Source organism: Mucilaginibacter arboris (genome assembly GCF_009754915.1).
Classification (GTDB): Bacteria; Bacteroidota; Bacteroidia; order Sphingobacteriales; family Sphingobacteriaceae; genus Mucilaginibacter_A; species Mucilaginibacter_A arboris.
In genome coordinates, this window is sequence record NZ_WPIK01000010.1 from 148719 (window position 1) to 173006 (window position 24288).

Below are 24288 nucleotides of genomic sequence, written 5' to 3' on the forward strand. Positions count from 1 at the left end.
TGCTTGCAATATGTTCTTTTTGCTTGACCAAAAAGAACCAACAAAATCAAGACAAACCCGATCCCTCCGGGCGTTTTGTCGGGCCTTTCCGCGCCACGGTGACGACCGGCTGCTTCGGTATTGATCGAGTTATTGAACTGCAATTACACATGGCGGGCGACGACCAGCTGCTTTGGTATTGACTAACTTATTGAACTGCAAGGTAGCCACGCAGGAGCGAGGGGTTGAATGCCGCCCGGAGGCGATCCGGCATTCTTGAATTTTTGGTTCTTTTTGTTCAAGCAAAAAGAACATAAAGCCAGCAACCGCAGGTTTGCTAAATGAAGCGATGCTTCTTTTATAGCTTAATATTTTGTATCTAATCGGGCTTTCGCCCTTCTTTTCGTTCTTTTTCCTTGATGAAAAAGAACCAACGAAATCAAGACAAACCCGGTCCCTCCGGGCGTTTTGTCAGGCCTTCCCACGCCAGGGCGACGACTGGCTGCTTCGGTATTGATCGAGTTATTGAACTGCAAGGTAGCCACGCAGGAGCGAGGGCTGAATGCCGCCCGGAGGCGATCCGGCATTCTTGAATTTTTGGTTCTTTTTGTTCAAGCAAAAAGAACATAACAGCAGCAACCGCAGGTTTGCCAAAAAAATAATGCTTCTTTTATAACATATTATTGTATTCAAACGGGCTTCGCCCTTCTTTTCGTTCTTTTTCCTTGATGAAAAAGAACCAAAAAATCAAGAACGGACAAATCACCTCCGGGTGTCCGTCCAGCCCTGCGCACCTGGGTGGTTACCTTGCAAGCCGCTCTGAAAAGTGTAAGAAATGGTGAATTAAAAAGAATTATGTCCGTTGGAAAGGTCATCACCAAGCCGGAAGCCACGCAGGCGGGAGGGGCTGAATGCCGCGGAGGCGATCCGAAATGCTTGATTTTTGGTCCTTTTATGTCAAGCCAAAAGAACTACTAAGACAAAACCTGTTTATCCAAAGAAAAATTCAGGGCAATCCCTGGACCGCCTCCACCAAAAGAAAAATGTGCATAATAGCGGTACATAGCACAACAGCATTCGCAAATAACAATTTTTGATTTAGCCGTTAAAAGACCATGAATAAATTAACCCCCTTCCATATTGCCATACCCGTTTACGACCTGGAAGAGGCAAGAAAGTTTTACCGGGAAGTATTGGCATGCAGCGAAGGACGGAGCGATGAACTTTGGACCGACTTTAATTTGTATGGCCATCAGTTGGTTATCCATTTAAAACCCAGGCCGGCGGGAGAAATAAAAACCCATGTTAGCCCGGTTGACGGGCATGATGTTCCTGTTCCGCATTATGGTGTAGTGCTGGAGTGGGAGGAATGGCAGGCACTGGAAGCGCGGCTAAGAGCGCAACATATTCAGTTTATGATTGAACCTGGCATCCGTTTTAAAGGAAAACCCGGAGAGCAGGCAACCATGTTTTTCCTGGACCCTTCGGGGAATGCTTTAGAATTTAAAGCCTTTAAAGATATGGGCCAATTGTTTGCCAAATAGCGGTCAGCAAGAAAAATTCCGGCTGTTAGTAGTTACAAGTGGTAGAACATTTATGGAATACAAAACCACTGTTTAGTTAACCGCTTGAAAACGTTTCATTTCCACTGTTTTCCAATCAATCATTTTATAATAGTCCTGCACAGACTGTTCTTTTAAAAACTCTTTCATCCCGGCGTCGGCATCCGCCAGTGTTTTCCAGTAGATCATCATCAGGCGTTCGCCATCCTCGGCAATACCGGTACGGCGGGTAATATAACCCGTTTGCCTGCTGATGTAATCGGCATCCACCTGCTGGTCGCGTTTTTCAAAAGTATCGCGCTGCACCTGTTTTTTCTCTTTAAAAGTAGCCAGTTCAATTACATACGGTTTCACATCTTTTAAAGAATTGCTCTGGTCGTCTTTCACAAAAAAGCGTTTGCGGTCTATCGTTGCCGTGTCAATAATTTTCTGCACACCGTTCCATAGTGGGTTTTTAATAAAGGCCTGCTGGTCGGCATCGGCATGGGCAGCATTGTCCCATGACAATACCACCAGCCAGTTGCCCTGCTGGTCGATCCCGCTTTCTTTACTGATGTAACCGGGTTGCTTTTGCGTGTATCTTTGCTGTACAATAGAATCCAGGCGGGTATATTCTGCCTGCTGCACACCTTTTTTGGTCTTGTAAGTAATAATTTCGATCACGTAATTGGCATAGTTAACCGGTTGTCTTTTGGGCGCTTTCTTAGTTTGCTGGTTATTGGATGACGAATTGCAGCCAGCGGTAAACAAAACAACAATGGCCGCCATAAAAATATAAGTAAAGGCTCTTTTCATGGATAAAAAAATTTCTGCTTTAAAGCTAATACTATTTTCATCCGACATAATCATAAAAACCCCGGCTTATGGTTAATTGAAATTACAATGACTTTTAAGGAGATACAGATCGATTGTTTTTAGCTTGTTGAGGAAAAATGTGCAGGAAAGCAGAAAGATTATTTCTTGTTATTTTGCCTCATTTCTTTGAACAAATCTATCTCATAATCCTTATTGGTAAAATATAAACAGAAGTATGCTTCTTTTATCCTATAAAAACCGTTATGATATTTTACCTGCTTGCGGCACTTGTCATTATATTCCTGATCGGCTATTTTATCTTCAAAAAGCCATTCATCAAGCATAGTCCAGACCTTGGGCAGCAAGAAAAATACCGTTTGTTGCTTGAACAGCACGTACACTTTTATCAGCAGTTAAAACCCGAAGACCAGCAGCGCTTTGTGTTAAAGGTAGAAGAGTTTTTGCAGAACACGCGCATAGAAGGTGTGGGTTTGGAACTGGAAGACCTGGACTGCGTTTTAATTGCAGCAAGTGCGCTGATCCCGATTTTTGGTTTTAAAGAATGGAAGTACCCGCAGTTGAGCAATGTTATTTTATACCCCGATACCTTTAACAACGATTTTAAGTTTGAAGGCGGCAATAGGGAAATAGCAGGCCTGGTAGGCAGCGGGTTTATGAACGGACAAATGATCCTCTCGAGGGCAGCTTTGCGGAAAGGTTTTTCTGCTTCCGCAGGAAAAGAAAATACAGCGGTCCATGAGTTTGTACACCTTTTAGATAAGGAAGACGGTGCAACGGATGGTTTGCCGGAACATCTTTTGCCTGATGGATTTTCGCGCCCCTGGTTAAAACTGGTACATGAAGAGATCAGAAAGATAGAAAACGGAAAATCTGATATTGACCCTTATGCCATGACCAACGAAGCTGAGTTTTTTGCAGTTGCTGCCGAATACTTTTTTGAAAAGCCCGAAAAGCTGAAACAAAAACACCCGCAACTGTACGAAATGCTCAGCAGGATATTCATGCAGGAGCCTGCTGATTGAACCCGAAACTTTATTATTACTGCCTTTGCTGCTGATGCTTGTCTGTGATTTTATGCCGGTAAAAGAAGCATGGTTTCAACCTGAACGGGAAGCACCTGGAACGAATAGCTTGTTTACGAAAGGCACTCGTAAACCTTCTCAAGAGGGGCAATATAACGCCTATCTTTCGGGTTCTAATTTTAGTATTGATAGGATTGAATTTTATTTTAGTAAGAAACATTGCGGGTCCCTTTATTTAAAGGAGTAAAGGTGATGGCCTTGTTTTTTACCCGATAAAAGAAGCATTGCTAAAAACCAACAGCAAAAACTAAAGCAGGCATTTGTAAAATTTGAACATACAATGATTTTAAAACCAATTACAAGCATTTTCTTCCATAATAAGAAAATATGTTTTTAATTTAGCCTTATTTCTCACGACTGACTGAATGATATTAATAGTTGATGATAGGCCTGAAAATATAATTGCTCTAAGAAGGATACTCGAAAAACACCAGTTTGAAGTAGATTCTGCATTATCAGGGGAAGAAGCATTAAAAAAAGTCCTGAAAAATAATTATGATTTGATTATCCTGGATGTGCAAATGCCCGGGTTAGATGGCTTTGAAGTGGCCGAATCTATTTCCGGTTACAGCAAAACCAAGGACATTCCTATTATTTTTCTCTCTGCCGTAAACGTAAACAAACAGTTTATCAGCAAAGGTTATGCTTCCGGCGGCCGCGATTATTTGATAAAGCCTTTTGACCCGGACGTATTGGTGCTTAAAGTAAAAACCTTTATTAAACTGTACGAACAAACTTGTGCACTGCAAAATATGCAGCAGGTCCTGGTAGAAGAAATCGAGTTCAGGAAACAGGCAGAACGAACTAAGGATGAGTTTATTACCATGGCCAGCCACGAACTCAAAACGCCTTTAACTTCTATTAAAGGGTATATGCAGATGGTAGACCGTTCGGTTGACCGCGACCTGAAAGAAGATGCCAAAAAATACCTGGAGCGTACCCGCCAGCAGTTAGAAAAGCTGAACATTTTGATCGATGATTTGCTGGACACGTCTAAAATTGCAAGCGGCAAACTTGAATTTAAGAACCGGGTGTACGAGATCGACCCGATTATTGATAATGCGGTCGATATTATCCGCCAGACTTTCCCCAGCCATAGCATTATCAAGACCGGAGAGGCAGGCGCAAAAGTTTATGGCGATCAGATCCGTATTGAACAGGTTATCCTGAACTACTTAACCAACGCCATCAAATACTCGCCGTTTTCAACAGAAATATTGTTCGATGTTTCTTTGTTGTCATGCGATGAAGTAATGATTAATGTGACCGATTCCGGAATTGGTATCCCGAAAGATAAACAGGAACAGCTTTTTACCAAATTTTACCGGGTAGAAGAATCGTCCAACCGTTTCCAGGGCCTGGGGATGGGCTTGTATATCTGTGCCGAAATCATCAAAAGGCACCACGGCCGTTACGGGGTTGACAGCGAGCCGGGCAAAGGTTCGTCCTTTTATTTTACGCTTCCTGTTTATCATAACCAGGAACAAACTTTAAAATCTTAACTACTTATCGGTTTTATGAAAACCAAAATTAGCCGCGATTTACAATTAGGGTTCGGATTGTCCCTGCTGCTTGTCCTGATCAGCTCGATCGCTTCTTATATCAGCATCCGTAACCTTTTAGATAATGCCGAAAAGGTTGATCAAAGTAATCTTGTTATTTTAAAGCTCGAAAACATTATTTCGACCATGAAAGATGCAGAAACCGGACAAAGAGGTTTTCTGCTTTCGGGTGATGAAATTTTTCTGCAGCCTTATAATGGCTCCGATCAAAAAGTTTTTAGTGCGATAAAAGAAGTAAGCCGGCTTACAGCCAATGATCGGGATATGCAGCAGCATATCAATCACTTAAAAAATGTAATTGCAAACAGGTTAAACTCTTTGCAATCATTAATTAATGATAAACGGGCAGGTAAAAGTATCAGTTTAGGGCAACTTAAAAAGGGCAAGGAAGAAATGGATTTCCTGCGGAGCGAGGTGAGCAAATTGGAAAACCAGGAGCGTAGGATTTTATCAGAATCATCCAGCCTCCAACGTTCGCTAACGGCCCTTACCCCGCTGATTATTGTTTTCGCTGCCCTGTTGTCTTTACTGGTTTCTTTGATCTATTATTTTAAGCTTCGCGGAAAATACCATGAAAACATAAAACTTCGCCAGGATTTAGAGCATAAAGATGAAGCAATGGCCAAAAGGCTTAGCCTGGTCCATCAGGTTGCCAATAAAATTTCTAACGGCGATTACCAGATCCGCGTAAGCGATGATGAACAGGACAGCCTGGGCGGAGTATCGCTTTCTTTAAATAAAATGGCTGAGTCGCTTGCTTACGCTTTCAGTAACCTCGAAGCAAATGAAAAGCTGCAAAGCGGTATTAGTAACCTCAATGATAAGATGCTGGGCCAGAAAGATTTAAAAACTCTAACTTCACAAATACTCAACTTTCTGGTTCAATATACACAAAGTAATGTCGGCGCTTTTTATACCTTGGAAAATGATGTATTGCAGTTGCAAAGCGGTTATGCTTTAGCTGCCGGCCATTTGCAGGAAATTAAGGTTGGCGAAGGGATAACCGGACAATGTGCAACCAGTAAAAAAATCATTCAGTTAAAAAACATCGATAAAAACAGTATTGCCATTAGTTATGCCAGCGGCGAAATTAAGCCTGCACATATTGTGGCCGTTCCTGTTTCTTATGAAGGAGCTATTTTTGGCGTGATTGAACTTGCCTCACTGGAAAATTATCCTGATCTCAGCATCCAATTTTTAGAACGAGTAGTCGAAAACATCGGTATTGCCTTGCATACTGCTAAAAACCATCAGGAATTGCAGTTATTGCTACAGCAAACGCAACAGCAAGCCGAAGAATTAAGCAAACGGCAGCGCGAACTCGAAAACATGAACAGCGAACTGGAAGCTTACACGCAAAAGTTACAGCAATCTGATGAAGAACTGCGCGTACAGCAGGAAGAACTGGAACAATCTAACCAGGTACTGGAAGAGCGCAGCCACTTGCTGGAAGAGCGCAACCAGATGATTATAGAGCGCAACCAGGAAATACAGCGCAAGGCCGAAGAACTGGAAATTACTACACAGTACAAATCGGAGTTTCTGGCCAACATGTCGCACGAACTGCGCACGCCATTAAATTCTATTTTGTTGCTTTCCAGGTATTTGCATGAAAATGATGAAGGAAACTTATCTGGCGAGCAGGTAGAATCTGCCGAAGTAATTTTAAATTCAGGAAAAGGCTTGCTTAACCTGATTGACGAAATCCTGGACTTATCGAAGATTGAAGCCGGTAAAATGGACGCGGAGTACGAAAAGATCCCGATTAGTGAAGTAGTTTCTGAGATGCAGGCGTTGTTTGCGCCGGTAGCAAAAGAAAAAAAACTAACTTTAAATATGTCGGTTAGTCCTGCTTTACCAGACAGGATCGAAACCGACAAGCCTAAATTAGAGCAGATCTTAAAGAACCTGCTTTCAAATGCCCTTAAATTTACCACTAAAGGTGAAGTTAGCCTGAAAATTGAAGCGGAAGGTAATGGTTTTATCCGTTTTGCTGTTGCCGATAGTGGTATCGGTATTTCTGCTAAGGACCAAGAGCTTATTTTTGAACCTTTCCGCCAGGCAGATGGCTCTACCAGGAGAAATTACGGTGGCACAGGTTTAGGCCTTTCCATCAGCCGTAAACTGGCAGAACTGTTGCAGGGAGAAATCCGTGTAATTAGCGAACCAGGCAAAGGAAGCGAGTTTATTTTATCTGTTCCAAAAGGAAAACCTGCAGGACTGGAATCTGAAGCAGTAACTTATCCGGCACCGGCAGCTACACAAAAATTGCCGGTAAAAGAAGCACCGGCTGGCAGCAACGGACGGGTTAAACATTTATCAACTTTAATTCCTACAGAGATTAAAGACGACCGGGATAAACTGAAAGAAAATGATAAAGTAATCCTGATTATTGAAGATGATACGGTTTTTGCCAATGCTTTATTAAAGTTTACCCACGAAAAGGGTTACAAAGGCCTGGTTGCCGTACGCGGCGACCAAGGCATAGAAATGGTACAGCAGTACAAGCCCGACGCTGTTTTGCTGGATATACAATTGCCGGTTAAAGATGGCTGGGAAGTGATGGAAGAGCTGAAAAGTAACCCTTCTACCAGGCATATCCCGGTGCACATCATGTCATCACTGGAAGTAAAAAAAGAAAGCCTGCTAAAAGGGGCAATTGATTTTATCAATAAACCACTTGCCATTGAGCAGATGAAAGGTTTGTTTGAGAAACTGGAGGATGCCATGCGCAGAAGCCCGAAAAAAGTGTTGATTGTGGAAGATAACGAGCAGCATGCCAAAGCGCTTTCTTATTTTCTGGAATCATTTAGTATCACTTCAGAAATCTCCGGGAACATCAACCGCAGTATTGATACACTACAAAAAAGGGAAGTAGACTGTGTAATTATGGACATGGGCGTTTCGGGCAAAGCTATTTACGATTCGTTGGAAGTTATTACCCTGCAGCCTGGCCTTGACCGTATTCCGATTATTGTTTTTACCGGTAAACATCTTTCATTAGCTGAAGAAAGCCGGATCATGCGTTTTGCAGATTCTATCGTGGTAAAAACAGCACAGTCGTACCAGCGCGTACTGGATGAAGTTGCCCTTTTTCTGCACATTATGGAAAAAAAGGAAACGGCTGTAGCTGCAAATGGCGAAATATTTAAAAAATCGGGGGCACTTACGGAAGTACTTAAAAATAAAACAGTCTTAATTGCCGATGATGATGTTCGGAACATCTTTTCGCTCACCAAATCCCTTGAAAAATATAAAATGAATATCGTTACAGCTACCAATGGCCGCGAAGCTTTTGAACAACTGGAGCAGCACCGCGTAGATATTGTTTTAATGGATATGATGATGCCGGAAATGGATGGTTACGAAAGTATCAGCAAGATCAGGCAGCATCCTGACTTTAAAAATCTGCCTGTTATTGCCGTAACTGCCAAAGTAATGCCCCAGGACCGCGATGCATGTATAAAAGCCGGCGCTTCGGATTATATTTCAAAACCAGTAGATATTGATCAACTAATTTCCCTCCTGCGTGTTTGGCTTTACGACCAGGCCATTAAATAAAAACAGGCGGTAAAAGAAGCATGGCAAAATGTTGCTGCTTCTTTTACCGGTTCAAAAAAGATCATTTTGCTGAATGAAGAGGAAATTTCGCTGTTATTAACCGATCTGATCGACATTTACGGTTACGATTTTACCGGTTATGCTAAACCAACACTTTACAGGCGCATTAACCGGCTTTTCAAACTTCGGTCATTTTCAGGGTTTACCGCTTTTCGTTACCTGCTCATCCACAATCCCGAATATTTAGACTGGTTTATTGCTGAAATTACAGTTCCGGTAACAGAAATGTTCCGGGACCCTTCTTTTTTTTTAACGCTGAGGAATGAGGTTTTACCAGTTTTAAACAATTGTCCGCTTATCCGCATCTGGCATGCAGGCTGCTCTACCGGAGAAGAAGCGTATTCCCTTGCTATTATCCTGAAAGAACTGCAACTGTTGCAAAAATCTGTAGTGTACGCTACAGACATTAACCCTAAAGTATTAAAAGTAGCCGCAGCAGGTATTTATCAGCAAGATACCATGAAGCATTATACTGAAAATTACATGCATGCGGGCGGCATAGCAAATTTCTCTGATTATTATACCGCCCATTATGATTTAGTGAAGCTGGACGATCAGTTAAAAAAGCGGATTGTTTTTTCTACACATAACCTGGCTGCCGATACTTCTTTTAACAACTTCCAATTAATTATTTGCAGAAATGTGCTCATTTACTTTAACCAGGAACTGCAACAGCGCGTATTTACACTGTTTGATAACAGTTTAGAAACAAACGGTTTTTTAGGATTGGGAAGTAAAGAAACGCTTCAGTTTACGCGCCTGAACCATTATTACCAGAAGTTAAACCAGAAAGAAAAAATCTGGCAAAAGCGCTGATTAAAAATTAACTATCACAAAAAAATCACACGTTTACTTTCTTTTTTTTGCTGATAAAAAGAGTAGTTTTAAGGTGAGAAAAATTCAATATTTATGGAGAAAGATCAATGTGCTGCGCCGGAAGATAATCCGAATGAAAATACAGGTTCAAGCCGTCGCGATTTCCTTAAAAAAATTTCTGTTTTAACAGCAGTTGCGCTAACGCCGGTTAGTTTGGTAACTGCTGCCGAAAATGAAATAGACGAAAAACTTGCTGCAGTTTTTGAAAAAGTACCGCTAAAGCTGGAAGTAAATGGCGTTAAACACAGCTTATCTGTTGAGCCGCGGGTTACTCTGCTGGATCTGCTGCGCGAACAACTTCAGCTCACCGGAACAAAAAAGGGCTGCGATCATGGTCAGTGCGGTGCATGTACGGTCCATATAAATGGCAGGCGCCAGAATTCGTGTTTAACATTAGCCGTAATGCACGAAGGCAAAAAGGTAACCACGATAGAAGGTTTGGCAAACGGAATACAATTGCACCCCATGCAGGAAGCATTTATTAAACACGATGGTTTCCAGTGCGGTTATTGTACGCCGGGACAAATCATGTCGGCAGTTGCTTGTATCCGTGAAGGACATGCAGGTTCTGAAGCAGAGATCAGGGAATATATGAGCGGAAACATTTGTCGTTGCGGTGCTTATCCGAATATTGTAGATGCCATTACAGAAGTGAAGAACGGAGGACAAAAAGTATGAACCAGTTTCAATATGTAAGGGCTGTAAGCAGTAAAACAGCAGTTGCTACATTAGCAAAAGACCCTTCTGCTAAATTTATTGCCGGCGGGACAAACCTGATCGATCTGATGAAGAACGGCGTTACTGCCCCGCAAAAGCTGATCGATATTAATAATCTTCCGCTTGCTGAAATAAAAAAGCAGGCAAATTCTTTATATATCGGTGCATTGGCAACCAACAGCGGCGTTGCCGATAATAAATTAGTGCTGCAAAACCAGCCGTTATTGGCAATGGCATTAAATGCCGGAGCTTCTGCACAGTTAAGAAACGTAGCAACCGTAGGCGGCAACATGATGCAGCGTACGCGCTGTTATTACTTTTACAATACCGATCTGCCCTGCAATAAACGCCAGCCTGGTTCTGGTTGCGGCGCTTTGGAAGGAATAAACCGGATGCATGCTATTTTTGGTTTTAGCCAGCAGTGTATTGCTGTTCACCCAAGTGATATGTGCGTTGCTTTGGCAGCGCTTGATGCAACGGTTTTGGTTTCCCGGCCGAAAGGCGATAGAAAAATTTTGTTTACGGATTTTCATCGTTTACCGGGAGACCATCCGGAGAAAGACAACACTTTGGCTAAAGATGAACTGATTACCGGCGTAGAAATTCCTGATAATAGTTTCGGCAAAAATATTCATTATTTAAAAGTGCGAGACCGTGCTTCTTATGCTTTTGCACTGGTTTCTGTTGCGGCTGCCCTCAACATCAAAAATGGTACGATAAAAGAAGCACGGCTTGCCATGGGCGGCGTTGCGCATAAACCCTGGAGATTAACCGAAGCCGAAAAAGCTTTAGTTGGAAAACCTGCATCCGAAGAAACCTTTAAACACGCTGCCGAAATAGCGATGCAAGGCGCAAAAGGTTTTAAATACAACTCCTTCAAACTGAAAATGGCACCTAATACAATAATTCAGGCATTAAAAACAGCATCAGCAACAGCATAAATTTATGAAAAAGCAAGATTTTTTTAATTTGGAAGCTGTTGAAGCAATGGATCGGGTTGACGGAAGATTGAAAGTTACCGGTGCGGCCCGCTATTCGGCAGAGTTTCCGATACCGAAATTAACTTATGGCGTTTTGGCAACCAGCACTATTGCAAGCGGTAAAATTCAAAGTTTAGATACTAAAAAAGCAGAACGTGCGCCAGGTGTTTTAGCGGTGATCTCTCATTTCAATGCACCAAAAATTCCGGGTTATTCAGAAGGGTCAAACCCGGCAAAAGGAGCGACAACGAAAGGACAACCTTTACGTATTTTTTCGGATGACATCATTATGTTTTATGGCCAGCCAATTGCTTTGGTTGTGGCTGATACGTTGGAAAGGGCACAGTTTGCAGCAGGACAAATAAGTGCACAATATCAGAAAGCAGATTTTCAAACAGATTTTGATGGAAATGTAAGCCATGCAGATTATCCTGCTCAGGCAAAAAACAGAAATTCTACCGGCGATTATGTTCGCGGAGAAGTTGATGCTTACAAAAAAGCGCCGGTAAAAATAGAAGCTGAGTATGTAATCCCGACAGAAGTGCATAACCCTATGGAGCTGCAATCTATTATTGCGGTTTGGGATGCTGCGGATAAAGTTACTGTTTATGATAAAACACAATCGTTAAAAGGGGCACAGGGAACTATTGCACAGGCATTTAAAATTCCTGCGGAAAATGTACAGGTTGTTGCCACTTATGTTGGCGGTGCTTTTGGCAATGCTTTACGTACCTGGCCGCACGAAATTGCAGCGGTTATGGCAGCACAAAAAGTTGGCCGTCCGGTAAAATTAGTCGTTAACCGCGAGCAAATGTTTACGATGGTAGGTTATCGCCCTTATACCTGGCAAAAAGTTAGTCTGGGTGCAACTGCTGATGGTAAATTAGTTGGGATCAGCCATGAAGTTATCGGACAAACATCTGCTTATGAAGAATTTACGGAAGGAACGGTCAACGTTTCAAAATTTCTCTATGCCTGTCCAAATGTAAATACTAGTTATAAAATTTTACCTTTAAACGTAAGCACGCCAACCTGGATGCGTGGTCCTGGAGAAGCTTCCGGTGCTTTTGCCTTGGATTGTGCGATGGACGAGCTGGCGTATCAGTTAAACTTAGACCCGATTGAATTACGCTTGCGAAATCATGCTGATATTGATCCGGAACGAAACCTGCCGTGGTCGAGCAAGTATTTAAAAGAATGTTATCAGGAAGCAGCCCAACGCATTGGCTGGTTTAAACGTAACCCTAAACCTCGTTCCATGCAATCAGAAGATGGGATGCTGGTAGGTTATGGTATGGGAACAGGAAGTTTTTCTGCCGGCAGGAGTGCGGCTACGGCAAGCATCCAAATGTCGGCTGATGGTACTTACACTATTCAATGCGCCACAACAGATATTGGGCCGGGAACAGCAACGGCAATGGTACAAATAGCATCAGATGTATTACAGGTCCCTGCGGATAAAATAAAATTCCAGTTAGGTAATTCTTCTTTTCCGAAAGCACCGAGCCAGGGCGGTTCTTCCACCGTTTCTACAGTTGGTTCCGCCGTTACTGCCGTTTGCGTTTCCTTAAAACAAAAACTGGCTGCATTAGCTGCCGGACAAGGAGAATCTGCTGCGGTAAAACCGGCAGACCTGGTTTTTGAGAATGGAAAAATATCTTCGAAAGATCAATCTATTAATATATCCTATACTGATGTTTTGAAAAAGCACAGCCTGCCTTCATTGGATGCAACAGAAGAATCGAGGGCGGGAGCAGAGCGGCAAAAATATTCGTTTTACTCTTTTTCGGTGCATTTTGTTGAAGTGCATGTGCATCCGGCAACCGGACAAGTCAGGGTAAAAAGAGTAGTAAGCTGCGCAGATGCCGGTAAAATCATCAACCAAAAAACAGCAGGAAGCCAGGTTATTGGCGGGGCAATCGGCGGTATCGGCATGGCTTTAATGGAAGAAGCCATTATGGATAACCGTTTTGGCCGGTACGTAAACAACAACTTTGCCGATTACCATGTTCCGGTCCATGCTGATATTCCGCATATCGATGCTGTTTTTATCGATAAAAAAGATCCGTACATCAACCCGATGGGATCAAAAGGCGTAGGGGAAATATCGCTGATCGGAATGGCAGCAGCAGTTGCAAATGCGGTATTCCATGCAACCGGAAAACGCGTAAGGGATCTACCTATTACGCCAGATAAACTGATTTAAGAAGCTGAAAAGCAGTTTGTAATCAGCTACATTAATTAGTTTCGAAAGAGGATTAAAACAATAATTTTTATCCGGTAAAAGAAGCATGTAAACCAATCCGCATCTTAGTTAGGCGGATTGGTTTAAACAATTTTGCAATACTTGTGCAAATTCTTTATCGTTTGGAGGAGCAAAAATATAATTATGGTCTCCGGGGATTTCGTGAATGCGGACTCCTTTTAAAGCAAATTTGTCCCATCCCAGGTATTTAGGGTCTTCCATATAATACGTCCTCACTTTGGCACGGAAAAGATCAATAGTTCCATTATAAGGTGTAATATGATAATGTGCAGCAGCATTTTGGTTCATCCTGTCAATCTCGTTAGCATAACCAAAAAAACCAACCTGGTCTTTGCCTTTGGCCGGGTTTATTTTCCAGTAAAATTTGGTTACTTTTCTTTTGATCATCAGGGTTTTATACTTGTAAGTGCTAACCGGATTTTTGGCCAGCAGCACGAACGTATATAGAAAACGACAGTTATAATTCCAGATTTTATGAAGTAGCCGTACAGGCAAAGGATGAATGTACTTGGTTTGATCTGCATAAGAATCAAAAAGTGCCAGCATTTTTACTTCTTTGCCTAATTCCTGCAGTTGCTTTGCCATTTCGTAAGCAATCGTTCCGCCTAAAGAATAACCGGCCAACATATACGGCCCGTTTGGATTATGTTTGATGATCTCGCTTACATAATGTGCAGCTATATCTTCCAGCTTATCTAAAGGCTCATCAATGCCGTTTAAACCTTTTGCTTGTAAGCCGTAAACAGGCTGATCGGGATCCATGTAAGTAGCTAAAGTATTGAATAACAAAACATTTAGTCCGGCGCCATGAACCATATAAAGCGGTGCTTTGCTGCCTTTTGGCCTGATAGGGACCAGGGAATCCCATGTAATAGATTTTCCATCCATTTGCAGCAGTAGTGACAATGATTCGATGGTGGAAGATTCAAATAGCGATGCAAGTGGCAAACGTTGTCCGGTTTCTTTTTCCAGCAAATTCATAATCTTAACTGCTGTAAGCGAATGTCCGCCGATCTCAAAAAAGTTATCGTAAATACTAATGGCAGGAAGCCCGAGAACCTCGCACCAGATATCTGATACTAATTTTTCTACATCTGTTCTCGGTGCAATAAAACCAGAAATAGTTTCAGTTGGTACTGCCGTACCTGGCAAAGCATTAGGTTTAGGTAAAGCCTGCCGGTCTATTTTATTATTTGGCGTTAGCGGTAATGCAGGCAGGATTACAATTTGTGCCGGTATCATAAAAGGGGGCAGTACTTCTTTTAAGGCAGATTTCCATTGATGTATCCATTGCTTTTCGTCGTATTTTTTTACATGAGGCGCAACAACATAAGCTACCAGTTGCTGGTTCCCGGGCTGGTCTTCGCGCGCTATTGCTACAACCTGAGTGATGTGTTCCTGATAAGAAAGCCGGGCTTCTATTTCGCCCAATTCTACCCGATGGCCTCTTATTTTAACCTGATGGTCTGCACGTCCTAAAAACTCAATTTCACCATTTGATAAAAAGCGTCCAACATCTCCGGTACGGTACATTTTTTTACCGGAAACACCGCTAAAAATATCATCAGGAAAACGCGTTGCTGTTAAGCCGGGCTGGTTTAAATAACCTCTTGCAACGCCATCTCCTGTAATAAATATTTCGCCGATTTCACCTTCCGGAAGCAGGCCTAAATGTTCATCCAGAATGTAAATTTGTGTGTTATCAATAGGGCGGCCAATAGTAATCAGCTCATCCGTATTAATATGTTTTCCGGTAGAGTAAATGGTTGTTTCGGTAGGGCCATACATATTCCATAAACCGGAACATAAAGTAGTTAAATTTTTAGCCAGATCAGGCTGCAAAGCTTCTCCGCAGCAAAAAATCCGTACAGGTAATTTTTCTTTCCATCCGGAAGCAATTAACAAACGAAAGGTAGCCGGAGTGGCCTGTATCAAACTTACTTTAGCTGCTTTTATCAGCTTTAATAATTCGTCACCATTTTTTGCGGTTTTTGTATCTGCCAAAACCATTTCCGCACCGCAAATTAATGGCAGAAAAAGTTCCAGCCCGGCAATATCAAAAGAAATAGTCGAGATGGCCAGCATCCGGTCTTCAGCAGAAATACCCGGCCATTTCCGGATACTGTTTAGCAAATTAACAATGTTATGATGCTCTATCAGAACGCCTTTTGGTTTACCGGTTGAACCAGAAGTATATAACACGTAAGCCAGATCTGAACCTTTAATTTCTACATTTGGTTCTTCTGCCGAAAACTGATTTAATTGTGGTAATATCTCTTCCAGCAGCATTTCTTCTGCAGGAGATACAAACTGTCCTTTATATTTCTGATTAACGAGTAATAGTTTGGCTTCAGAATCCTCCAGCATGTAATTGATGCGTTCCTTCGGATAAGTAGGATCAAGCGGAATATAAGCCGCACCTGTTTTCATTACAGCCAATATGGTTAATACCATTTCTATCGAACGGTCTAATGCTACACCAACTAAATCGCCTTGCCTGATGCCTTTTTTAAGGAGCAAAGCGGCCAGTTGGTTGGATTTTGACAACAGTTCGCCGTTGGTGATAGAAGTATGATGAAAGTGGATTGATGTTTTTACCGCATGCTTTTTTAGGCTTTGGCTGATTAATACCGGAAGCGCTTCTTTCGGATAAACCGCAAACGTATTGTTCCATTTTTTTAACTGTTTGCTTAAAACGTTTTTCGAGGGAAGGCTGATACTGCTGATTGAACGATCAGGTTCCTGTGAAATAACCTGTAACAGCATTTCAAAGCTTTCCATCATCCAGCGGATAGTTCCTGCTTTAAAAAGTTGGGTATTGTATGACCATTCCAGCGTTAATTCCTGTTCTGATCCGCTTGCGTTTAAAAATATCTCAAAAGTTTCGTAAGCGCGCGGATTGTAATGCAAACGATGGGTTAAGCTTTCAAACTTAACGCCATCGTCCATATTCATATCCATGTTAAATACAATGGGCGCAAGCGGAATACGGGAAGGATCACGAGGAAACTGAAGCAGTTTAAGCAGGCTGCCTAAACTTAATTGCTGATGTTCCAGTGCATCCAGGATTTCTGTTTTTCGTTGTTTGAGATAGGTGTTAAAAGTTGATGCTTCTTTTAGCACACTTTTTATAGGAAGTAAGTTTACACAATGTCCGGTCAGGCCATAATAACCACTTGCTGCCTGCCCGGCTGCCGGAAGCCCGAGCACTACTTCTTCCTGTCCGTTTATTTTATGCAGCAAAACTTCAAAAGCCGAAAGCAGTGTGACAACAAAACTACAACCTTTTTTAGCGCCTGTTTTTTTTATGGCCGAGGTAAGTTCAGGACTTAATTTAAAATCGTCACGCTGACTTTTATAAGTTCGGGAAGCAGGCCGGGGATAATCTGTCGGTAATTCTGTAACAGGTATTTTTCCGTCAAATTGGTTTAACCAAAACTGTTTGGTTTGCTGATAAGCTTTGGATCCCGAAAACTGCAACTGTTCGTTAATGTAGTTGCTCATTTGCGGCACTTCCGTCAATTTGGGTTCTCGCCCTTGCTGGTAAGCAACGTAAAGTTTGCTTAAATCCTGTAACAGAATCCCTAACGACCAGCCATCACAAATAATATGGTGCGCACTAAACGTAAAATAATGTTCCTGCGGAGCAAGTTTGAAAAGCGTAGTACGAAACAGCGGACCGTTTTCTAAATCGTAAACCTGTTGGGCTTCCTGCTGCAAAAACTGTTTTATAAATACTTGCTGTTCTTGCTCTTTTTGATTGGATAAATCCTTGTAAATAAGATTTAAAGGATAGCTTCTGTAAATTAAAATTTCAGTTCCATCGCTTTTAAAATTACTGCGTAAAGATTGGTGCCGAAGGATCAAATCCTGTAAAGCAAGCTGCAGTGAGTTTTGGTCCAGGCAGCCTTTCACGTTTAAAGAAACAGATTCGTTATAACAACGGTTGGCATCATCACCACCAAGCTTGCAGGAAAGCCAGATTTCTTCCTGCGGTTTTGCCAGGGGAATAGACAATTCAATTTCGGGCCCTGAAAAAGGATCGAAATCAACCGGTTCTAAATAGTAAGGTTCTGTAGCTGTGTTCAAATTCAATTATTTTGTTTAACCTGCAAAAATTTGTCTTTATGTTCCGGGTGTGCTATAAACCAGGCCGTGTTTCCATTTTTATCTTTTCCAAGCCTTGCACCCGGAATTGGCGGTGCTTCTTTTACCATACTTTTTTGCAGTTGGTTCCTGGTTTCGTTAAATCCTAAAAAACCTGCTGCCGCCAGTTCTAATGCACTTTCTTCAAAAATTTTAGCTATGCGGTTTACTTCTTCCTTTGTATGTGCCTGGGTTAAAAAACAAGGAAAATTATCCCAGATATGGATTCCTTTCATTCGCATCAGGGTAAACAGCAGTTCGTTATGTTTGTATTCGTGTTTAAATTTAATCTTCCATAAAGAACCAAAACTTGCAATGTAGATGGGCAACTGATGTTCGTTACAAGTTTTGTTCATTGCTTCTGCCAGCCTGCTGGTTTCGGCATTGATCTTTTTTTGTAAGTCCGGGCCTTGTTCTTTTAAGTAGTTTAAAGTGGCTTTAGTAGCAGCCAGCGTTAGCGGATGGCGTACAAAAGTTCCGGCAAAATAAGTAACGCCGGCTTCGGGTGTAGAATCGTCTCCGTATTGCCAGAAACCTCCGTCAAGCGCATCCATTAAAAGTTTTTTGCCTGCAATTACACCAATTGATAATCCGCCGCCAATTACTTTTCCATACGTTCCCAAATCTGCTTTTATGCCAAACAAAGCCTGCGCGCCGCCCGGATGCATCCGGAAACCGGTAATTACCTCATCAAAAATTAATGGCGTGCCTGCTTCTTCGGTAATTTGCCGTAGTTCTTTTAAAAATTCTATTGGCTGAAATTCCGGCCTTCGGCTTTGTACCGGTTCTACCAAAACAGCAGCCAGTTCGTGTACCCTTTCTTTAATAATTTTTAAAGATTCATCTGTTCCGTAATCCAGGATCAGCATGTTTTGAACTGCTTCCGGCATAATTCCTGGTGCTGCCGGAAAAGACTTCAGTTTTTTTGTTCCGCGAACAATTACTTCATCAACAATCCCATGATAAGAACCCGAAAAAGCAACAATGAGCGGGCGGCCTGTAACGGTCCGGGCAATACGCATCGCACCTAAAACAGCTTCAGAACCGGTATTGCATAAAGCAGCACGATCTGCACCGGTAAATTCGCAAATAAGCTGGCTTACTTCTCCTGCAAGTTGATGTTGCGGACCGATTTCATATCCGTTTTCTAATTGTTCCTGTAAAGCTTTTTTGACGAAATCAGGCTGATAACCTAAAAAATTACTGCCGAAACCATTCAAAGCATCAATATACTCATTGCCATCTACATCCCATAAATGGCTACCTTTGGATTTATTAACTACAAGTGGATAAACAATTTCTTTAGTAGCAGGACTAAACCCGGAAACAACACGCGGATCGGCCATAAAAGCACGGTTTTCCTGAGCTTGGGCTTTACTTTTTGCTGTTTTTTGATTGTATTGTTTGATGAGGTTCTTTAAAAAATCCCGTTGCAGCACACTAAGTTCTTCTTTTTCTTTTTGGATGCGTGCCGTTGCGCCAAATGGTTTTTTAATTTCTGCTGCTTCTTCTGCAGATAATTGCAGCTCAACAGGTTTCTGTTCCGCAGCAACAAATACTTCTTTTATCCCTGTTTTTTTATCATCCTGCAATAAATTTATTTGCTGGGAAATCAGTTGGATTTGCTGAGCTAATAAGTTTAAAACAGAATTGTCCTGGCCAGAATTTGTGGATTGAATTGGAACAGAAAAACTTGGCATCTGCTGAACTACTTCTTCCTGAAAAGCTTCTTTTGGCAGCTTTGTTTCTAAATAGGCAGCCAGTAATTCTATCGTATCAAACTGCTCGTTCAGATTACGGAAAGAAACAGGTACATTAAATTTTTTAGTTAATGAAAGCGAGATTTGTGTAAGCAAAAGCGAATCAAAGCCCATTTCTATAAATGTGCAATCCGGCTGCATTTCCTGCAGTTCAATTCCCGAAGCATCATAAAGAATGGTTTTAATTTGTTCTGATAACTTATTTATTTTCATTACTTTAGGTTGTTCAGGTTGAATTTTTTGTGCTTTAATATTTTCCTGTTGTAATAATGGCCCAGCATCAGTTTTAAATGCTGTAGAAATTGGGTTTGCCCAGCACTTTTTATAATCGTAAGCGTAAGGCGGAAGCTGGAGCTTTCTTCTGATTTGCCCGCTGTAAAAGGCTTTCCAATCTGGTTTAAAACCTTCTGCCCATAATTGTCCAAGCACTTTCAGCATTCCGGCGTATACAGATTCTTTTTCTCCGGTTGGTGCTACTGCACTGGCAAACATTGCATTTTTGTTTACACATTGCTGCCGAACTAAAGGCGCTAAAGCATTGCCGGGACCAACGCCAATCAGGAAGTTATGCTGATCAATGAGCAAAGTATCTACAGCATCAGCAAATAAAACCGTATTGCGGATATGAGCCGACCAGTAACCTGCAGATGTTGCTTCTTCCGGTTTAAGCCAGGTTCCGGTAACGGTAGAAACTATTGGTGTTTTAGGAGGATTTAAAGCGATGGTTTTTACCACTGCTTCAAACGGTTTCAGGATCGGATTCATCAAGGCAGAGTGGAAAGCATGTTTGTTTTCCAGCAATCGGCCCGGAATTTCCTGCTCATTTAATTGGGTGCTAAAAGAAGCAATAGCTTCATCTTCCCCAGATACAACCATAATATCCCGGCTGTTAACTGCTGCGATAGATAGGCTTGCTGGTAAAATTTTTTCCAGTTTTTGTTGGGAGATTTTGACCGCAAGCATACTTCCGCCAGGCAAAACCTGCATTAGTTTACAACGTGCAACTACTAATTTTAAGGCATCTTCCAGGCTAAAAACCCCTGCTAAATGTGCTGCCATAAACTCGCCCAAACTGTGCCCGGCTACACTTTCAGGCTGCAATCCCCAGCTTAACCATAATTTAGCCATTGCATATTGCATGGTAAAAACAGCAGGCTGGGCATATAAAGTTTGTTTTAGTTTTTCTGCGGAGGCAGGGCCGGAAGAATCAGGATAAATAATATTTCGGATATCTTCGCCTAATTCCTGTTTCAGCCAAATGGCGCATTCATCAACTGCATCCCGGAAAACACTTTCCTGCTGATATAATTCCAGGTTCATGTTAACAGATTGAGAACCTTGTCCCGGAAACAGAAATGCTACTTTTAACCGGTTATTTTGAAGGTTTTTTTGTGCAGGTTTTACAGCTGCGAGTTCCAGTTTCTCCTGCAAATCCTGTACATCAGAAACAACTAAAAAATCACGGAAATTAAAATCCTGCCGGGTATGATGAAGCGTGTAAGCAATATCTGCAGCAGCAGTTTCCGGATACTTATCGATATAATCAATTAAACTTTTTGTATAATTTTGTAAACTGTCTTCTGTTTTGGCCGACCAAGTGATTAAACAAGCTGGTTTTGGTGCTGTTTCTTCAATTGGCGTTTGCAGATATTCCTGCATAATTACATGCACATTTGTTCCGCCAACACCAAAAGAACTTATGCCTGCAAAGCGTGCTTCTTTTACCTGCCAATTTTTTAATTCTGTATTTACAAAAAACGGACTATGCTCAAAATCGATATTCGGGTTAGGCCGATTATAATTAATAGAAGCCGGAATTTGCTGATAATGCAAAGCCAAAGCAGTTTTGATAAACCCAGCAACGCCGGCAGCCGCCGTTAAATGGCCAAAATTGCTTTTTACAGAACCAATTGCACAAAATTGCAGATCAGTTTGCTTTCCGAAAGCCAGTTTTAAACCTTCTATTTCTATCGGATCGCCAATTGGCGTTGCTGTTCCGTGTGTTTCAATATAGGAAATAGAAGCTGCGTCAACTTGTGCATTGGCCAATGCCATTGCAATTGCATTTGCCTGTCCTTCTGCACTTGGTGCTGTAAAACTGCTTTTGCCGGAGCCATCGTTATTTACGCCTGCTCCTTTTAGCACTGCAAAAATAGTATCGCCGTCACGCTCTGCATCTTCCAGGCTTTTTAAAAGTACCACGCCTGCGCCATCGCTAAAAACGGTTCCCTGTGCGTTAGCATCAAAAGGGCGACAATGTCCGTCTTTGCTAAACATCGCGCCTTCCTGATATAAACTTCCGCTTTTTAAAGGAGAAGTTATGGCAGATGCTCCGGCTACAGCAACAGAACATTGACCATTTCGGATACTTTCTGCTGCCTGTGTTATCGCTAACAAACCAGTAGAACAGGCAGCATAAACGCTAACTGCCGGTCCTTTTAAATTCAGTTCGTAAGCGGTCCTGCTGGCAATGTAATCTTTTTCGTTCAAAGCCATTACCTGGAAAGTGCCTACATTTTCAACCTTTTCTGTATTTGTAAATACGTTATTTTGATAATAGCTGTTGTTTCCTGATCCTGCAAAAACACCAGTTGTTCCTGAAAATTTTTCCGGCAAATGTCCGGTTGTTTCCAGCACTTCGCGCGCTAATTCCAGGAAAACCCTTTGTTGCGGGTCCATCAATTCAGCAGCTTTTGGGTTGATGCCAAAAAAGGAAGCATCAAACTCATCAGCATGATCAATTAAACCTCTGGCTTTAACATAATCAGGATTATTTTTTAAAGTTGAAGGAATAGCCGGATCGAGTTCATCATCCGTAAAAAAACTGGTGGTTTCTTTGCCGTTTTTCAGAATCTCCCAAAACTCACCTATATTGTTTGCCCCGGGAAAACGGCAAGCCATTCCAATTACAGCAACCTCCCGGCCAATGCTTCTTTTACCGGTGTTTTTTTGTGTTATGATGGAAGTATCTCCACCTGAAAAATATTTAGCAATGCCGCTGATGGTTGGAAATTGATAAAGTTTTGCTACCGGCAACTGGTATTGCCATTGCTCTTTTAAAGCAGCAATGCTTTTTAAAGCCAGTAACGAGTTTCCGCCAAGTTCAAAAAAGCTATCTTCTGTGCCTATTTCGTTCAGTTGTAATAAAGCTTCCCAGTTGGCTGCAATTCTTTTTTCGGTTTCTGTTGAAGGTGCTTTGTAAAATGATGTTAGTTCCGGCCGTTTAAAATCTGGTTTTGGCAAAAGCTTTTTATCAACTTTACCGCTGCTGGTAAATGGTAGTTCTTTTAGCCAGATAAAAGCAGCAGGCATCATGTAATCAGGAAGTTTTTGGGCTATGATTTGCCTTAAAACTGTTGTATCCTGCTGGTTTCCGGAAGCAACCAGATAAGCAACTAACCTGGTTAAACCCGGAACATCTTCCCACGCAACCACAACCGATTGTTTAACTGCTGCTGATTGGTTAAGCAGTGTTTCTATTTCTCCCGGCTCAATCCGGTAACCTCTAATTTTTATCTGATGGTCTATCCGTCCCAAAAACTCAATCTCTTTGTTCGGCTGAATTCTGGCCAGGTCGCCGGTACGGTAAATGCGCAATGCTTCTTTTACCGGATGATTTATGATTGGAAATTTTTCCTGATTAAGTTCTGGCTGATTGAGATAACCTTCTGCAATGCATTTTCCACTTAAACAAAGTTCGCCAGTTTCGCCATCTGCAACTTGATTTAATTCTTCATCCAGAATCAAAACTTCTACCTCGTCAATAGCTGTTCCGATAGAAGGTAAAGAAGGCCAGTTTTGCGGATCTTCGGCTAACTTTAATTGTGTTACCACGTGGCATTCTGTTGGCCCGTACTGGTTAAACAAAACACAGCCGGGCAAAGAGTTAAAAAACTGCCTGATTTGCGGCGTAATTTTTAACTGTTCTCCGGCAGTCATCACTTCCTGTAAAAAAGGCGGAAAAATTTTGCCGGAAACCGCAGCTTCCGTTAAATATTGTAAAGCAACAAAAGGTAAAAACAGACGGTTTATTTGCTTGTCCTGAAGGAATTGCAACAGTAAATTTGGATTAAGCCGTTCGTTATCTGTCAACAGCACTAAATGCCCGCCAGTACAAAGCGTAGCAAAAATCTCCTGAAAAGAAACATCAAAACTTAAAGGCGCAAATTGTAAAGTACGTGAATCTTCCGCGGCAACCGAATGCTGTTTTTGCCAGGTAATTAAATTAACCAGCGAAGCGTGGCCCATACAAACACCTTTTGGCGCACCGGTAGAACCGGAAGTGTAAAGCACATAAGCTAAATCGCCGGGATTAATATCAGATAAGTTTACTGCCGATTTTTCTTCGGGCTGAATAGAACGAAGCCCGAGTTTTTCAAAAAAACCTTTTTCATTTTTTGGTGCCAGGCAAAACTGTGTTCCCGAATCTGAGACAAGTTGTTGTAACCTGTCTTTTGGGTAATTCGGATCTAAAGGCAAATAGGCTTTTCCGGCTTTTAAAATAGCCAGAACACCAACAATCATTTCCAGCGAACGGGTAGTGCTGATGGAAATGAGGCCGGAAGAAAATGCCTGCTCAGCTATAAAGCCTGCCAGCAAATTAGACGATTCCTCTAATTGCTGATAGGTAAGCTGTTTGCCAGCCATAGAAACAGCAACTGCATTTGGTGTTTGTTGTACTTGTTGCTGAAAAAGCTGATGAATAAAATGAATATTTTTATAACCCATAATTGCTATAGCGAAATTATTGCTTTGCCGGCCATGCTATTTAGTTTTCAACTAATGCACCTATAGGTTTTCTTATACGTACAGCTTCTTTTTTTGGTTATTATTTTTAGTTGGATATTGTTGAGGGAAACATTTAAACATTGAGGTTGTTTAAACTTATTTAGGGGGAAATTAGGTTTCCAATAAAAGCTGA

The 24288-nt window shown here is 41.8% G+C and carries 11 protein-coding genes; 8 read left to right on the forward strand and 3 right to left on the reverse strand.

Features of this window, described 5'->3' with window-relative positions; genetic code table 11:
* Window positions 1–1094: 1094 nt before the first annotated feature.
* A complete protein-coding gene (locus tag GO621_RS12660) occupies window positions 1095–1523 on the forward strand; it encodes a VOC family protein (protein WP_157567565.1) in 429 nt (142 codons plus the stop codon).
* A 72-nt stretch (window positions 1524–1595) separates the two neighbouring features.
* On the opposite strand, the gene GO621_RS12665 is transcribed toward GO621_RS12660, so the two are convergent.
* The gene (locus GO621_RS12665; RefSeq protein ID WP_157567567.1) at window positions 1596–2336 is read right to left on the reverse strand and encodes a hypothetical protein; all 741 of its coding nucleotides are present in this window, start codon (window positions 2334–2336) and stop codon (window positions 1596–1598) included.
* A gap of 263 nt (window positions 2337–2599) precedes the next feature.
* Here GO621_RS12665 and GO621_RS12670 point away from each other — a divergent pair, with 263 nt between their 5' ends.
* The 7 genes from GO621_RS12670 to GO621_RS12700 all read left to right on the forward strand — a co-directional run bounded on the left by GO621_RS12670 (window position 2600) and on the right by GO621_RS12700 (window position 13401).
* The gene (locus tag GO621_RS12670; RefSeq protein ID WP_157567569.1) at window positions 2600–3379 is read left to right on the forward strand and encodes a M90 family metallopeptidase; all 780 of its coding nucleotides are present in this window, start codon (window positions 2600–2602) and stop codon (window positions 3377–3379) included.
* Between the two features lie 425 nt (window positions 3380–3804).
* Complete coding sequence (locus GO621_RS12675) at window positions 3805–4941, forward strand: sensor histidine kinase (RefSeq protein WP_157567571.1); 1137 nt, start codon at window positions 3805–3807, stop codon at window positions 4939–4941.
* A gap of 15 nt (window positions 4942–4956) precedes the next feature.
* Window positions 4957–8562, forward strand: coding sequence for a response regulator (locus tag GO621_RS12680; RefSeq protein WP_157567573.1), 3606 nt, complete (start codon window positions 4957–4959; stop codon window positions 8560–8562).
* Window positions 8563–8628: 66 nt separating this feature from the next.
* The gene (locus GO621_RS12685) at window positions 8629–9438 is read left to right on the forward strand and encodes a CheR family methyltransferase (RefSeq protein WP_157567574.1); all 810 of its coding nucleotides are present in this window, start codon (window positions 8629–8631) and stop codon (window positions 9436–9438) included.
* Between the two features lie 93 nt (window positions 9439–9531).
* Entirely contained in the window at window positions 9532–10176 is a 645-nt protein-coding gene (locus GO621_RS12690; RefSeq protein WP_157567576.1) for a (2Fe-2S)-binding protein, read from the forward strand.
* Window positions 10173–11156 (forward strand): FAD binding domain-containing protein, encoded by a 984-nt coding sequence (locus GO621_RS12695; RefSeq protein WP_157567578.1) that lies wholly within the window; start codon window positions 10173–10175, stop codon window positions 11154–11156. Before GO621_RS12690 ends, GO621_RS12695 begins: the two co-directional genes overlap by 4 nt.
* Window positions 11157–11160: 4 nt before the next feature.
* The gene (locus GO621_RS12700) at window positions 11161–13401 is read left to right on the forward strand and encodes a xanthine dehydrogenase family protein molybdopterin-binding subunit (RefSeq protein ID WP_157567580.1); all 2241 of its coding nucleotides are present in this window, start codon (window positions 11161–11163) and stop codon (window positions 13399–13401) included.
* Window positions 13402–13509: 108 nt separating this feature from the next.
* Here GO621_RS12700 and GO621_RS12705 read toward each other — a convergent pair whose 3' ends face one another.
* A complete protein-coding gene (locus GO621_RS12705) occupies window positions 13510–17550 on the reverse strand; it encodes a non-ribosomal peptide synthetase (RefSeq protein WP_157567582.1) in 4041 nt (1346 codons plus the stop codon).
* A gap of 2 nt (window positions 17551–17552) precedes the next feature.
* The gene (locus GO621_RS12710) at window positions 17553–24095 is read right to left on the reverse strand and encodes a polyketide synthase (RefSeq protein ID WP_157567584.1); all 6543 of its coding nucleotides are present in this window, start codon (window positions 24093–24095) and stop codon (window positions 17553–17555) included.
* Window positions 24096–24288: the final 193 nt, after the last annotated feature.